This is a genomic window from Salinivibrio sp. IB574 (assembly GCF_001996205.1).
Classification (GTDB): Bacteria; Pseudomonadota; Gammaproteobacteria; order Enterobacterales; family Vibrionaceae; genus Salinivibrio; species Salinivibrio proteolyticus.
Genome location: NZ_MUFN01000043.1, coordinates 1,904 through 16,237 on the forward strand (window position 1 = coordinate 1,904; position 14,334 = coordinate 16,237).

Annotated in this window: 17 protein-coding genes and 2 pseudogenes (1 of these 19 running past the window's edge); 15 read left to right on the top strand and 4 right to left on the bottom strand. The window is 46.8% G+C overall.

The genetic code is table 11. From position 1 onward, the window contains the following. The 10 genes and pseudogenes from BZJ17_RS17520 to BZJ17_RS15580 form a co-directional block, all read left to right on the top strand. Positions 1–349: pseudogene (locus BZJ17_RS17520) on the top strand (MazG-related protein); it begins 159 nt to the left of the window's first position. Positions 350–497: 148 nt separating this feature from the next. Next, the gene (locus tag BZJ17_RS15535) at positions 498–1,031 is read left to right on the top strand and encodes a GNAT family protein (RefSeq protein ID WP_077641344.1); all 534 of its coding nucleotides are present in this window, start codon (positions 498–500) and stop codon (positions 1,029–1,031) included. 126 nt (positions 1,032–1,157) lie between these two features. Further along, complete coding sequence (locus BZJ17_RS15540) at positions 1,158–1,757, top strand: class I SAM-dependent methyltransferase (protein WP_077641345.1); 600 nt, start codon at positions 1,158–1,160, stop codon at positions 1,755–1,757. A 196-nt stretch (positions 1,758–1,953) separates the two neighbouring features. Then, complete coding sequence (locus BZJ17_RS15545; protein ID WP_077641346.1) at positions 1,954–2,706, top strand: class I SAM-dependent methyltransferase; 753 nt, start codon at positions 1,954–1,956, stop codon at positions 2,704–2,706. A 175-nt stretch (positions 2,707–2,881) separates the two neighbouring features. Continuing rightward, a complete protein-coding gene (locus tag BZJ17_RS15550; protein ID WP_241836829.1) occupies positions 2,882–3,115 on the top strand; it encodes a hypothetical protein in 234 nt (77 codons plus the stop codon). Positions 3,116–3,573: 458 nt separating this feature from the next. Continuing rightward, positions 3,574–4,086, top strand: a complete 513-nt coding sequence (locus tag BZJ17_RS15560) for a methylated-DNA--[protein]-cysteine S-methyltransferase (RefSeq protein WP_077641347.1) — start codon at positions 3,574–3,576, stop codon at positions 4,084–4,086. A gap of 17 nt (positions 4,087–4,103) precedes the next feature. After that, positions 4,104–4,322: a DUF6500 family protein gene (locus BZJ17_RS15565; protein WP_077455618.1), complete on the top strand. Its 219-nt coding sequence runs from the start codon at positions 4,104–4,106 to the stop codon at positions 4,320–4,322. Between the two features lie 175 nt (positions 4,323–4,497). Further along, positions 4,498–5,850, top strand: a complete 1,353-nt coding sequence (gene yegD, locus BZJ17_RS15570; RefSeq protein WP_077641348.1) for a molecular chaperone — start codon at positions 4,498–4,500, stop codon at positions 5,848–5,850. Between the two features lie 44 nt (positions 5,851–5,894). Then, the gene (locus BZJ17_RS15575; protein ID WP_077641349.1) at positions 5,895–6,452 is read left to right on the top strand and encodes a nucleotidyltransferase domain-containing protein; all 558 of its coding nucleotides are present in this window, start codon (positions 5,895–5,897) and stop codon (positions 6,450–6,452) included. A 57-nt stretch (positions 6,453–6,509) separates the two neighbouring features. Beyond that, positions 6,510–6,881 carry an MmcQ/YjbR family DNA-binding protein gene (locus BZJ17_RS15580; protein ID WP_077641350.1) on the top strand — a complete coding sequence of 124 codons (372 nt, stop codon included), beginning with the start codon at positions 6,510–6,512 and terminating at the stop codon, positions 6,879–6,881. Positions 6,882–6,964: 83 nt separating this feature from the next. Here BZJ17_RS15580 and BZJ17_RS15585 read toward each other — a convergent pair whose 3' ends face one another. Continuing rightward, a complete protein-coding gene (locus BZJ17_RS15585; RefSeq protein ID WP_077641351.1) occupies positions 6,965–7,348 on the bottom strand; it encodes a hypothetical protein in 384 nt (127 codons plus the stop codon). Between the two features lie 114 nt (positions 7,349–7,462). Between BZJ17_RS15585 and BZJ17_RS17525 the strand changes: the two are divergent. The 5 genes and pseudogenes from BZJ17_RS17525 to BZJ17_RS15610 form a co-directional block, all read left to right on the top strand. After that, a pseudogene (locus BZJ17_RS17525) lies at positions 7,463–7,561 on the top strand (cytidine deaminase); the annotation flags it as partial. A gap of 88 nt (positions 7,562–7,649) precedes the next feature. Next, positions 7,650–8,855 carry an MFS transporter gene (locus tag BZJ17_RS15595; protein ID WP_077641352.1) on the top strand — a complete coding sequence of 402 codons (1,206 nt, stop codon included), beginning with the start codon at positions 7,650–7,652 and terminating at the stop codon, positions 8,853–8,855. Positions 8,856–8,948: 93 nt separating this feature from the next. After that, positions 8,949–9,713, top strand: a complete 765-nt coding sequence (locus BZJ17_RS15600; protein WP_077641353.1) for an N-acetyltransferase — start codon at positions 8,949–8,951, stop codon at positions 9,711–9,713. A 21-nt stretch (positions 9,714–9,734) separates the two neighbouring features. Then, a complete protein-coding gene (def, locus tag BZJ17_RS15605; RefSeq protein ID WP_069362669.1) occupies positions 9,735–10,232 on the top strand; it encodes a peptide deformylase in 498 nt (165 codons plus the stop codon). A 36-nt stretch (positions 10,233–10,268) separates the two neighbouring features. After that, positions 10,269–10,841 carry a DJ-1/PfpI family protein gene (locus BZJ17_RS15610; protein ID WP_077641354.1) on the top strand — a complete coding sequence of 191 codons (573 nt, stop codon included), beginning with the start codon at positions 10,269–10,271 and terminating at the stop codon, positions 10,839–10,841. A gap of 36 nt (positions 10,842–10,877) precedes the next feature. Here the strand turns inward: BZJ17_RS15610 and BZJ17_RS15615 are convergent, their stop codons facing one another. The 3 genes from BZJ17_RS15615 to groL form a co-directional block, all read right to left on the bottom strand. Then, the gene (locus tag BZJ17_RS15615) at positions 10,878–12,587 is read right to left on the bottom strand and encodes a mechanosensitive ion channel domain-containing protein (protein WP_077641355.1); all 1,710 of its coding nucleotides are present in this window, start codon (positions 12,585–12,587) and stop codon (positions 10,878–10,880) included. Between the two features lie 229 nt (positions 12,588–12,816). Then, positions 12,817–12,948, bottom strand: coding sequence for a hypothetical protein (locus BZJ17_RS17655; protein WP_277868810.1), 132 nt, complete (start codon positions 12,946–12,948; stop codon positions 12,817–12,819). 158 nt (positions 12,949–13,106) lie between these two features. Continuing rightward, positions 13,107–14,334: chaperonin GroEL (gene groL, locus BZJ17_RS15625; RefSeq protein ID WP_241836830.1), on the bottom strand; the 1,228-nt coding region annotated here is incomplete at its 5' end.

The window sequence follows — 14,334 nt, forward strand, 5'->3', positions numbered from 1 at the left end:
GTTTATCCACAATGCCAATGCAGAAAAACTGTTAGCAAAGGTTGGTTCATATGTCTCCAAACCTTTAACGCATTACGTGGAATGCGGTTGGGATTTAGAGTATTTCCAATTAATCTACCATTCTCAAAAAATCGAAGTTGGTTTGTCTAAAGGAACTAGAATTCAATCGGCTCTTGATGGTTCATGGCACAGGTTAGAAATTGATGTTTCTAATTCGGTTTCAATGTGTTACCAAAATGTCGAAGTGTCAGTAATCCCTAAAGACGAGTTAATAAAGTACAAGTGCTTACTGAAAAGAGAAGTGGATTTAATCGACATACAGGAACTGACTGAAAATCGAGCGCCATAACAAAAGTGTATGTCATCAATTTTTAGATTTCGGCGAGGTTCTTATTCCACACGTCGCTCTACCGCACCTAAGTGTGGCAGATCTTCAATAGGGGGAATCACGTCATTCGTTAGTTTGCTACAAAGAATCGCGAAGTATTACAGAACATATGAAAGTAGATATAAGACCAGCCAAGGAAGACGAACTGGAATCTCTCCATTCTTTGGTTATTTCAAATAATGAATGGACAAAGTTTAATGGCCCTTACTTTCCTTACTCACATCCATCACTAGAACAGTTTGAGAAATCTTCATTTCAAAGATTATTAAATGGTTCAGACCTACAGTTAGTCACTGTGGATGATGTGCCTGTTGGGACAGTAAATTGTTACTGGGAGTGTGAAGAAACTCGCTGGCTTGAAGCTGGTGTTATTATTTATGATTCTGCATATTGGGGGAAAGGTATCGCAGCACGAGCCATTTCTCTCTGGGTTTCGTACTTATTTAATACTAAAGAAATTGAGCGTGTTGGTATGACAACCTGGTCGGGTAACCCTCGCATGATGTCGCTAGCATTGAAATTAGGCTTCCAGCAAGAAGCTAGATTGCGAAAAGTGCGTTACTACGAGGGTAAGTACTACGATTCAGTTAAATATGGGATGCTCCGTTCGGAGTGGTTAGAGCGCAACTGGCAAGGTGTTTAAGAGAAATTTTCAGCGCTTGGCATTTTCAGTTTTAATCAGCTTTGGTACTTACGCACAATGGATTAGCTAAGGGATAAGCGTTGTTCACACCTTAATTTGGCTCACTTTATTGGAATATTGAACGTTATGGATGATACTTCAGCAACTTGGCGTCAGTACTACGAAAAATCATTGTTACGCCCCCACAATTCACGCACTGAACTCGCCATTGAGTTGGATCAGTCTGGACTGAAAACCGCTGTTGATTGCGGTTGTGGAACCGGAAGTGAGATAGCGTATCTAGAGCAGCAAGGCTATCGGGTGTATGGCTTTGATATTAATCCAGACTCTATTGCGATATGTTCAGAAAGGTTTAGTTCAAAGCCGCTGGTTAAACTTTCAGAGTGCTCATTTGAGTCTTTCAATTATCCTTCTACTGGCATAGTGATGGCAAACTCAAGTTTGTTCTTTGCTGATCCGATAGAGTTTAAAAATACATGGCGAAAACTTGCTTCTTCTATCGCGGCTGGTGGTGTTTTTGTAGGTGATTTTATGGGGCATAGAGATACTTGGGCAACGAATTTTCGGTTACCGACGGCTCCGTTGAGTAACGAACAAGTTGAGCTCTTATTTGAAGAGTTTGAAATAGTCAGTTTCAAAGAACGTGATGAGCCTGGCGCGACAATGGTTGGAGCCCCTAAGCATTGGCATATTTTTTCAGTGGTTGCTGTAAAACGTACATCATAATATGGTCATGTGATATACAACATTGGTAATGTAAGCTTTTTTATTAGATTGTAATGCTGGGCATTTTTCTTGTGCGTTGGCATTAGTGATAGATATAAAAAAGTATACGGTTTCTTTACTATTGCGTTTCCCCTTTTTCCACAGAGAAGAATGGTAATGAGCCCCATATTACTTTCAAGTACAAGGGAAAGAGTTTTTGAAGCAGAGTAAAAGTGAGTTTTGGTCAGGTGAGGAATACGATGCCCAGTATGGTAATTACTATTCGGATGAAATATCGTTCTTTCAGGATTTAATGCTTCATCGAAATGTCTTATCCCTACTAGATGTCTGCTGCGGGACTGGCCTAGTAACAATTCCATTATCAAAGAAGTTATCTCATGCAGTAGGTATTGATTTTTCTCGTTCAATGGTTGATTTTGCGAAGTCTAAGTCATCAAATATTAGTAATGTCACGTTTTATGAAAAGGATGCCGTAAGTTTCGACTTAAAAAGCGTCTTTGATCTGATTATTATGACGGGAAATGCCTTTCAAGCATTTCTTTCAGATACAGACCTTTCATCCATGCTCGAAAATGTAAAAAAACACATGCACGGAAATAGTTTTTTCGTATTTGATTGTCGACTACCATGTCCTAAGTACTTTGAAACAACACATAATTACGAATATTGGTCTTCCTATACGAGTTCCAACGGAGAAAACGTCGATATATATGGTTTGGACAGCAGGCACCCAACATTAAGTAATACGATGTTGCATCGTGTAAGAAGAGAATATGAAAATGGTATGCAATATCAAAGCTATATCGAGCTGAAATATCGTTCAATTGACGAGATAGGCGATCGCCTTGAGCAACACGGTCTGCAGTTAGTAGAACGTTACGCAGATTGGAAAAAGACGTCTTTGACTGAATCATCGACAAACTTTGTGGGGGTTGTTAGGCCGCTATAACGAGATCATTGAGATCTCGCTGGACTTGTTCCTTTTCTTCAAAAGGTAGCTTTAGGCTGATTGAAGTTGATGGTTACGATGTCATCCACCACTTGAGCACAGACTGGCGTATAGCAAGTGCAACGCCAAAAATAGTGATATGTCTCACCTCGAGATGCAATACCTAGAGGTAAATGTGAAGACAGCGATTATCGTTCACGGTTATGACGACAATCATAAAGAAATTACAGAAACAGTGAATGAGGAGCAGTACGTCACAAAGCTCGTTGCGATCGAGAGGCTGCAGTCTGTTAGTGAGCAATATCTTTTAGTGACTGGATCGCACGGTCGTATGATGTACTGGGAATATGACGAGTCAATCGACAGCATCCGTCAAAAATTGGAAAAAGTAGGTGTGCGCGTCGCATAACAATCAGAAGGAGCTAGCACCGACTCTCGTGTGCTAGCATCTGTAGGTAGGTGGAGTCTAGCTTATGTCACTTTATGACAAACAGAAGTATGTAAAGAATCAGGAAGATACAATGTTAGTTGCTTCGGATTCTTGGTTGACAGTTAAATTTTCCCAAGAAGCAGCAAAGTCTTGGAAACGTATTCTCGTACTATTCGTTCTTGCAATTCTATGTTTGTTCGCACCAGCATTGGGTTTGATTATATCAACCATAAATGCATTCTTTTCGTAAACAACTAGGGAGTCGCGGGTTCAACTGCGAAATGCCCATAAGATACCCCCGATTTTTGGTGGTTACAGTGGCTGCAAAAGCGATGGTATGAGAATTTTAGAAACACTTAGGGGTAATTAACGTAGAAGTTAAAACAGATAAGACAAGTATCCATATTGGTATGGATAAATCATTTATAAGAGACACAATGAACACAATAAATATCCAGTATTATAAACATCCTTATGCCGAATTTATCCTTGGTTCGTATCAAGGTAAGCTTTGCTTGTGTGACTTCCGATATCGCAAAATGAGAAGTGCTGTTGATGAGCGCATTAAACGGATTCTTAACGCTGATTTTGTAGAAAAGAGCGATGATGTTTTAGCGGCTACTCAAGATCAACTCGAGGAATATTTTTTGGGTGAGCGAAAAACTTTTGACCTTCCTTTACTTTTGGCGGGTACCGATTTTCAACGGTCGGTATGGAGTGCATTAAGCAACATTCAATACGGTGACAGGGTGACGTATCAAGAGTTGGCAGTATCGATTGGTAATGAAGCCGCAGTACGTGCGGTTGGCAATGCCAACGGGGCAAATGCGTTGGCGATTATTATTCCTTGCCATAGGGTTATCGGCACCCAAGGGGAGCTTATTGGCTATGGTGGCGGTCTGTCACTGAAAAAGCGCCTTTTAGAATTAGAGCAGAACTTATTCATTTAAGGATAGAGTAGGATCGTATGAGAGCGGAGCTAAGAGCGAAAATCCTGGCGGTATGTGATCAAAAAATCAAAGCGAAAGGTGAGAATGTCGGTGTGTCATTTTATGCGTTCTTCAAAAACAAAAATGACAATCCAGAGCAGTTGATGGAAGCCGCAACCTGGTGGATACAGACCCATCAATTAGATCATTTTGTTAAGGCAAGAACCATCAAAGAGATGGTGAAAAATAATTTATGACGACTGCAGAAATCATGGCCTATTTTGCCGACAAGGTGTAATTCAGGTTCACCAAGATGACAATGGGTAGCGGGGCACTGGCCCAGATAGCCGGACTGGCTTGGGCACACGGATGTTAGAAATCCCGCCACGGTTGAGGTAGCATTGCCGACTTTTTCTGCGGTGAGAGGCATTTATGTATATCGGCTTTGACTATGGTACAGCAAATTGCTCGGTGGCGAAGATTGAAAACGGTCAGCCGACGCTGTTGCGTCTAGAAGGGGACAGCACGTTTATTCCTTCCTCCCTTGCCGCACCTACGCGCGAATCTGTGTCTGAGTATTTGTTTCGTCACCGTGGCATCAAGCCGCTAGATACGATTGGCGAGCAGATGTTGCGCCGCGCCATTCATGTAAACCGAGAGGAAAGCATTGAACTTGAGGCGGAGGACATGGCGTTTGGTCAAGCGGCGCTCGATCGCTATCTCGATGATCCGCGCGATATGTACTACGTGAAATCGCCTAAATCTTTCCTTGGCGCGTCAGGTTTACGTGATGCCCAGCTTCGGTTTTTTGAAGACCTCGTATGCGCAATGATGGATAACATCAAAACGCAAGCCGAACACCAAACCCAACAGAGTATTCATGATGCGGTGATCGGTCGGCCGATCAACTTTCAAGGTCGTGGAGGCGAGACGGCAAACCGCCAAGCCGAAGCTATTTTGCTCCATGCGGCTAAGCGGGCGGGCTTTAAACAGATTGAATTTCAGTTTGAACCGGTCGCTGCCGGTCTGGACTATGAAGCGACGCTGAGCGAAGACCAAATCGTTCTGGTGGTCGATATCGGTGGGGGAACCACAGACTGTTCGTTGATTGAGATGGGGCCATCATGGCGCGGTAGTCGCGATCGTAGTGCAAGTTTGTTAGCGCACAAAGGCCAGCGTATTGGCGGTAATGACCTAGATATTGCGTTGGCATTCAAACAAATGATGTTTCCGTTTGGGATGGGCAGCAAGATGGAATCTGGCATTGAAATGCCGATTACGCAGTTTTCCAACCCCATCGCGATTAACAACGTACAAGCGCAAAACGATTTCTATGCGTTTGAAAATTTGGCGGTGCTCAAAGGGCTGCACAAGCAAGCGCAAGAACCACATAAACTGGCTCGTTTGCTTGAGGTGTATCACGAGTCACTGGGTTACAACATTGTCCGTCGTGCGGAAGAAGCAAAGATTGCGTTGTCGGATCAAGCCGCATACCGAGCGGGTATTCAATTGTTCTCCGAGCGCGTGGACGTTGATATATCGCGCGATAACATGATTGATGCGATTGAGGCGCCCAAACGTAAGATGATCGCCTTAGTGCACGATGTGGTCGCTCAGGCCGGTGTAAAGCCTGACGTGATTTTTATGACAGGCGGCTCGGCACGCTCGCCCTTCTTGCGGGAAGCTGTACAAGCAGAGTTACCGAACATTCCTGTGGTGAGTGGTGACTACTTTGGCTCAGTCACCGCAGGCTTAGCGCGTTGGGCGGAAGTCTGCTTTAAGTAAGCCCAACGGCCGTTGCGGCTCGTTCGAAACATTAAGGAATAACTATGATTCAGGATGAAATAAACGGACAACACTTGCCTTTGCAGCAGGCATTGATTGAATCGGCCTGCGCCGCGTTTGCTTCAGAACAGGATGTGATTGCGGCAGTAATAGTCGGCTCTCTCGCCGCGGGCAAAGGCGATCGCGTGTCCGATGCGGATATTATCGTGTTTACACAGCACGGCTTTCATCGCTCGGCAGCGTCATGTTTTGCGCGCTTTGAGGCCGGGAAAGACATTTTCTATTGCTTGTCCGGTGATCACAATGAACAGGCGATGTTTAAAAAATATATTTTCACGGATCTAACCAGTGCCGAAATCCATTGTTTGGACGTGAGCGAACCATTTCAGCTCGCGCAGCCCTTTATGGTTTTATTTGATAAAGCAGACATCGTTCCAGCGCGAGTGACGGATGAGCCAGCCCCTAAGCACGAGAACTTTCCTGTTTACACCAGCGGGGATGCAGGGCTGATTTGGGAGCTGTTTGATTGCATCAAATGGCTGAGCCGTGGCAATAACTCGTTGGCAAAAGGCTACCTTAAAAAGCTGTCAGCCGCACTGTAACTGACAGAAACAATACTGCTTCCTACCTTGTCATTGAGGCGTCGAAAGGAGAGCCACATGGACCATTCTACATTTAATCAATATTGCAGCGCGTTTACGGCCGCGACACATGTGGTGCAGTGGGGCAACTCAGACGTCTGGAAAGTGGGTGGGAAAGTCTTTGCCATTGGCACCAGTAGTAAAAGCGGTCAACCGGCGTTTACCTTTAAAACCTCGCCAATGAATTATGCCTTTTTGTGCGATCTTGAGGGTTACGTACCGGCGCCGTATTTTGCTAACCGGGGTATGAAATGGATTCAACAAACCCATACCACTGGGGAGCTTGATGAAGACTTAAAGTACTATGTGGCGCAATCGTATCAGCTTGTTTGTCAGGGCTTGAGTAAAGTGAAACGAGCCGAGCTCGGCATCGATGAGAGCAGTCTTTGATAGAGGCGCTGGACAAGCCATTCAGGGTTGGCAAACGCTGGCAATAATAGGAACCCATCTTAGCGAAAACTTCCGTATTTTGATTAGAAATCATGCACCAAGGTAGGGGTATTGGCGCGAAATAGTTTTGTTAGGACAGACTTATATCGCCAACCCAATGTCAGTAGCCGTTTCGCTAAGCTTTGATTTTGGATGGTGGCGACTTCAATGCCGCGATAGTGATGCGGATGCGCTTGAATATAATCGATAAACGCCGTCAGTACCCCTTGGCCGCGAACGCTGGGGGCAAATTGTAGCGAAACAATCGATAATCGCTGACTACCGATCGGACAGTGAACCAGACAATAGCCGAGTGGGTGCTTGATAGCGGTGGAGAGCTCTGGAAAAGCGCGCGTTTGTTGACGTTGGGCTAATCGGTCATAGCCTTGGCATAGGTGGTTAAGCAGTTGCCGAGCGTTATCATCCATCGAAATGTCTCTAAAGAGGTCGAAACGTAGCCACCATATTAGGGACTTTATTTTTTCGAAAAACAGAAAGGTCCAAGCCACGTATTTGCCTCTTTTGGACACAATAATCGCGCAAAAGCTGCGATTTCTACGCCAGACAACCAGCTAGTTTTTAAAACTGTGCGCGAGCTCATGCCGCACCATTGGTCGTTAGTGAATGACGAGTTTTTATAAATTTATCAATCATGTACATTATGTGCTGATTTTTTAACACGGACGTTTAACGATTACGACAATCAACAAGATTCTTTCTGCGGTGGCGATGTATAAAGGATTGCACCGCAATATTTACTACGTTGCACTGGCCCGCATGATCCTCGGGATGGGCAACTTTATTATTCCTTTCCTCGTGTTGTTGTTTACCGATAAGCTCGGCTACTCCGCGTCGCTGGCGGGTACATTAGCGATGAGTATTACTGGCTTGTACCTGCTGGGGAGTTTTATTGGTGGCAAGCTTTCTGATTGGGTAGGTCATAAAAACACTATGGTGGCGGGGGAATGTGTCGGCGCTATCTTGCTGCTGATATGTGGGTTTGCACCCGATTCCCCTGTGATGGTGCCGGCGTTATTATTCGCCGCTTACTTTTTTATCGGTGTAGCGTTGCCGGCCAGTAATGCATTGGTGGCCGATTTATCTCACGCAGGTAATCGTGATGCAGTGATGTCGCTTAGTTACCTTGCCTATAACTTGGGTTCAGCGATTGGCCCCATCTTAGCGGGCTATTTGTTTTGGCAGCACACTGAATGGATTTTCTTTGGTAACGGGCTTGCCGTTTTAGTGGGTATTCTTGTGGTTGCCTTTTTGGTCAATGTGACCGAGGAAGCCGTCCCCGAGTCTGACTCTGACCTTGAACGCGCCGTAGAAGGCAGTGTCTGGTCGGTGCTTAAATCACGTCCTTATCTCATTGTGTTCACTTTACTTTGCGGCATGCTTTGGTTTGCGTTGAACCAAATGACGATGGCTAGCCCGCTTTATCTGAGTCATTTATTTGGCCAAGAAGGGCCCGTACGTTTTGGTCAACTGATGACGTATGCGTGCGTGTTGGTGGTGATCATAACGCCACTATTGCTCCGCGCGACGTCTGGACATACTGAGACGATAGGGTTGGCCTATGCAGGGCTTTTGTTTGTGTTGGGTTATGGTCTTGTGATGTTGGCACCTACGATTCCCGTTCACTTTTTAGCGTGGTTCTTCCTTTCCGCTGGCGAGGTGTTGGTCCTGACCAAAGAAGGCGTGTATCTTGCCAACAACTCACCGGCGAGTCATCGCGGTCGTATTCAAGGGGTATTGATCACGTTGCGTAGCTTATTGCTGATGCCAAGCTTTGTATTGATTGGCTATGTCATCGACACGTTCGATTATTCGGTGACTTGGTCGCTTGTTATCGCTATGGCTATGTGTGCCAGCATCGGTATGCTTTTATTGTCGATGCGCAAGAAAACACGCCTCGCAGCGACGTCCTCATAAGATTGATGGCTTTGTGACCAAGGCGGAGTCATCATCCATGCGGTTAAGGTAGGTTAAAAGGTATACCATCAATACACCTGTGTGGAGGTGAATATGGCGTACCTAACCTTAACCCCAGAAACCTTGGATGATGCGCATATCTGCTGTGCGTTCTCGGATAAAAAGTGTCAAGCCAGCTATCAGGCGAAAAAGCAGTGGCTAAAGCAGGATCATCAGCACGGATACCGTTTTCGCCGTTTAGATGAACGCGCCAAAGTCTTTATCGAATATGGCCCAGCAGAGACAGCTTGGCAGCCCATACAAGCGGATGGTTATCTGGCATTGGGTTGCTTTTGGGTCTCTGGGAAATACAAAGGGCATGGACACGGCAAGCAACTGTTAGCTGACGCCATTGAAGCGGCTAAACAGCAAAATAAGCAAGGCCTAGTCGCCGTGGTCGGTAAAAAGAAATACCACTTTATGAGCGATACAAAATGGTTAAAAGGCCAAGGCTTCAACGTGGCGGATGAGGCCCCTAATGGCTTTGTGCTGTTGTATTATCCGCTGAATGATGCAGCTGAAATACCGCAATTTAGAGAATCCGTTCATACCGCCAATGTATCAACCGAAGGGTGTGTGGCGTATTACTCCCATCGTTGTCCTTATGCGGAATACCATGTGCTGAACTCGTTACAACAGAGCTGTGCGCAGCGTGGGATCCCGCTTGAAGTGCATCATTTAGAGACATTGAGCCAAGCACAAGCATGTCCTTCACCGGCCACCATTTTCAGTTTGTATTATCAGGGGGAGTTTATCACCACCGATATCAGTGCCTGTATGGAGAGCCGCTTTGATAAGTTTATTCCTCATCACCCTTAACCTGTGAAATAGATAGCCCGTATGTTAGAAATCATTACCGCGCCAGATCCAAGGCTGGCCATAAAAGCAGAGCCAGTCACGGATATTACCGCCGTACAGACGTTGATTGATGATATGCTTGAGACGTTGTATGCCACTGACAACGGTATTGGCTTGGCTGCCACGCAAGTGGGTCGTAAAGAGGCGATTGTCGTCATCGATATTTCTGAACGCCGGGATGACCCTTTAGTGCTCATTAATCCGGTGGTTGTATCTGGCGTCGACAAAGCCATTGGTCAGGAGGGTTGTTTATCCGTGCCCGGCTATTATGCAGATGTCGAGCGATACTCGTCTGTTGTGGTGTCGGCCCTTGATCGCAATGGTCAATCGATCACGATAGAGCGCGATGATTTTCTTGCCATTGTTATGCAGCATGAAATCGACCACTTATCTGGAAACCTTTTTATCGATTATCTCTCTCCATTAAAACGACAAATGGCCTTAAAAAAGGTGAAGAAGTATTTAAAACAGAGCGCTTAGTAAAATCTTAAACTTACATGGATGTAAGGACAAACGATGAATATTGGTATTTATGTGTATGAGCACGCAGAGGTGCTCGATTTTGCCGGACCTTTTGAAGTATTTAGCACCGCAAAACGTTTGGGCGCGGACAGTTGGCAGGTTGGACTGATTGCTGAACAAGACTCACCTTTGCTCGCGCGCGGCGGTTTGCGTGTTGTGCCGGATTATCATCTCGCCAACCATCCCACGCTGGATGTGCTGCTGGTTGTCGGCGGCGTTCACCATGAGCAAGTCACTCACCCGTCGGTGATCGATTGGGTGAAGCAACAAGATGCGATCACTCAATGCACGGCTTCTGTCTGTACGGGGGCGTTCATACTGGCAGAGGCTGGATTACTCGATGGTCGAAAGGTGATCACACATTGGGAAGACATGGACGACCTCAGCCGTGCCTATCCGCCATTAAGCGTGGTATCAGGTAAGCGCTGGGTGAGGGATGGAAAATATCTCACCTCCGCAGGCATATCTGCGGGTATTGATATGAGTTTGCAGTTGGTGGCTGATCTACACAGCGAGGATTTAGCCCAGCGCGTGGCCAAGCAAATGGATTACCACTGGCAGCGTTGAGTGCAAACCGACAGGTAAACCATTTGCGGCGCCATGCTAGTGATTTGACCGAGCCTCTGGCGCTGTCGAGACCCAATTCAGATGGACGTCTTGTTGCGGGAATGGAATCGAGATGCCTTCTTCATCAAAGCGCAATTTGACTGTTTTGGTGACATCCCAGTAGACGTCCCAATAATCATCGGTTTTCACCCATGGTCGGACAATAAAATCTACCGAGGAGGTATTCAGAACATGTACTTTGATCATGGGCTCCGGTGTACGAAGTACCGCAGGATGTGATTGGACAATCTCGGTGAGCACGGCTTCTGCTTTAAGTAGGTCATCTTTATAGCCGATACCAAACACCATATCCACTCGCCGAATCCGTTCTCGAGTGACGTTTTTAATCACATCGCCCCAAATTTTGCTGTTCGGCACAATGATAATTTGATTATCAAATGTGCGAATCGTGGTATTCACCAAGCTCATATTGCCTACTTTGCCATCCACGCCACCGGCGTAGACAAAATCACCCACATCGAAAGGGCGGTAGATAAGTAGCATCATCCCCGCAGCAAAGTTTGATAGTGTATCTTGCAGCGCAAAACCGATAATGACCCCAGCGATACCAAAGCCAGTGAGTACCGGAGTAAGATTGACCCCTATTTGGGATAGGCCGACCAAGATCCCAATTACCCACACAGCTTTGCCAGACATCGAGACGAAAAAGTCTTGCATCAACTGAGAGAACTTAAAGTTTTTATTGGTGACCGCGGATTTCACCACGGAGCGGGTAAGTCTCGCGAGCAGTCTTGCCACCAACAAAATCAACACAAAAATGATGAGCTGAAAAACTAACTGTGGCGCATTGTCTTTAGCCCAAGAAAGCGTGTTCGTAGACCAATGAGAGAGGATCGAATACGCGACATCCATATCCAGAATATCTTGAGTGATGTTGCCGGTCACGCCAAAGAGTTGGCGTTTGTATTCTGCCGTTTCGATCCCTAATTCATCAGCGATTTGATAGGTGCGCTTTAGGCTATCGGTGGCGATCGTGAGGCGTTGTTGCGTATTTAACTGCGTCAGCTGCAACGCGGGCTTTTCGGAATCGGGGCTCGATTTGATTTGCTTTTCTTGCGTCGTGTATTGCTGACGCAGATAGTCGATAGACGCAGAAAGGAGTCGTAAACGCTGGTTAAGACGTTGCTCTAAGGTGTTTCGCGCTTCACGTGCGGGTTGATCGAGCTGCTCGAGCCAGCGTATGTTTTCCCAGCTGGCTTCAAAGGTGGTGCTTAAATAATGTTGCAGTTCCGCATACTCATTAATCAATGGTAAGCGTTGTTCTTGGCTGGCTTGAGTGATTTGCTCATTGAGTCTATTAAGACGGGTTGTGATGTATTGGTAAGCATCTTGGGTATACCGCCGCTGCGCTGTGACCAGTTGAATCAACTGCGGGTTATCTAAGCTTTGCTGATTGATGGCGTCGGCGAGCAGCTCTCGCAGCTCTTCATTTTTGGTAAATAGCTGCAATTGGATTGCATCTTTGTCATCGCCTTTTGCCTGTTCAAGGCTTTCTACCAAGGTTTGAATGTATTGTTTGGTGCGCGCTATTTGATGCGCTAATGAGGTGGTGTCGCTCGATGTGACATTTGGTTCGGTGGGCGCCGGCGCTTGGTCGGCATGGGCCAACGGAAGAAACAGAAGGGTGGTCACCAGTACTAACATGACTGTATTCATGCGTTGACGGTGATGCGACAAAGTTTTCATCCAATTCACGTTTTTTTCCTCTTGCCTGTTGGCGATTGTGATGAGCAGCGATGGCGGTAATCCAATGCCCAACCGAGCCTTGCCCCTGAGCTTTAATAGCGTAGCGAGTTTAGCCTTAACTGCCTATACCGTCAGCCATTTTTGTGACGCACTGGTTTTTATGATGCGTTAGCGATTGCTTGTGGATCGCGTGTGTCGGTGTCTGCCAACGGGTAATGAGAAAGACGGTTTAGTGAACCAGGTGATAACGCTGGCTTTGTCGCATCACAATGCTGGCAGCTAACAACGTCATCATTACCGCGATCGATAAGGTGTGAGCCGGGAAGAACTCTCGCCGTTGGCTAAGGCGCGGAAATGACATCGCTGCGGGCCATTTTGACGCGATTGCTGAGTGGTAGCGGTTTCGGATACTGAAAAAGAATAGGCGGGTAAACCCATCATACTGCATGCCTCAATAATCCAGTAAGCGGGCCCTAACGAGCCCGCTGTCGTGTTTGTCGTTAATGATGTTCGCGTAAATTAGTCAGCGTGCTTGGCGTCGGTCACCATCGTTTCGGTGGTGATCATGAGGCCGGCAACGGACGCTGCAAATTGGAGCGCCGAGCGCGTGACTTTCGCTGGGTCCAAAATGCCCATGTCAATCATGTTGCCATATTCACCGGTTGCGGCGTTGTAGCCATACTGGTCGCTGCCTGCTTTGACCGCGTTTGCAACCACTGACCCTTCGTGACCTGCGTTTATCGCAATTTGACGCAGAGGCTCTTCAAGGGCGCGTAAGGCAAGCCGGATCCCCACGTTTTGATCGTCGTTGTCACCTGTCAGATCACGCAGCGCATGCGCGATTTGAATCAATGCGACACCGCCGCCGGCCACGATCCCTTCTTCAACCGCAGCACGGGTAGCATGCAGAGCATCATCCACGCGATCCTTTTTCTCTTTCATTTCGACTTCGGTCGCGGCACCGATTTTAATCACTGCGACGCCCCCGGAGAGCTTGGCAATCCGTTGCTGAAGTTTCTCTTTGTCGTATTGCGAGCTGGTGCTCTCAAGCTGTCTTTCGAGAGTCGCAATGCGATCTTTGAGTGCACTTTCCTCTGCGGCACCGTCAATAATGGTGGTGGTGTCTTTGCTGATGGTGACTTTTTTCGCGCTGCCTAACTGCTCTAGCGTGACGTCTTCAAGCGCAATGCCCATCTCCTCGGTGACAAGCGTACCTGCGGTTAATGCGGCAATATCATGCATCATGGCTTTGCGATTATCCCCAAATCCGGGCGCTTTGACGGCGGCGGTACGTACAATGCCGCGCATATTGTTGATCACCAAGGTCGCGAGGGCTTCACCATCGACATCTTCTGCGATAATCAGTAGCGAGCGTGATGATTTTGCTACCGCCTCGAGGATTGGCAGCAGTTCACGAATATTGCTAATTTTTTTGTCGACTAACAGGATGTAAGGATTGTCGAGCTCGACGGTGCCACTGTTTTGATGCGTAATAAAATAGGGTGACAAATAACCGCGGTCGAATTGCATCCCTTCAACGACCGATAATTCATTCGCGAGCCCTTGGCCCTCTTCAACGGTAATGACGCCATTACGTCCGACTTTGTCCATGGCTTGCGCAATGAGTTCGCCAATGTCGTTGTCGCTGTTGGCTGAAATGCTACCGACTTGTTGAATTGCGTGCTTTTCACTGCACGGTTTCGCCATTTCACGTAGCTTTGCGATGGCAGCCTCAGTGACCTTATCA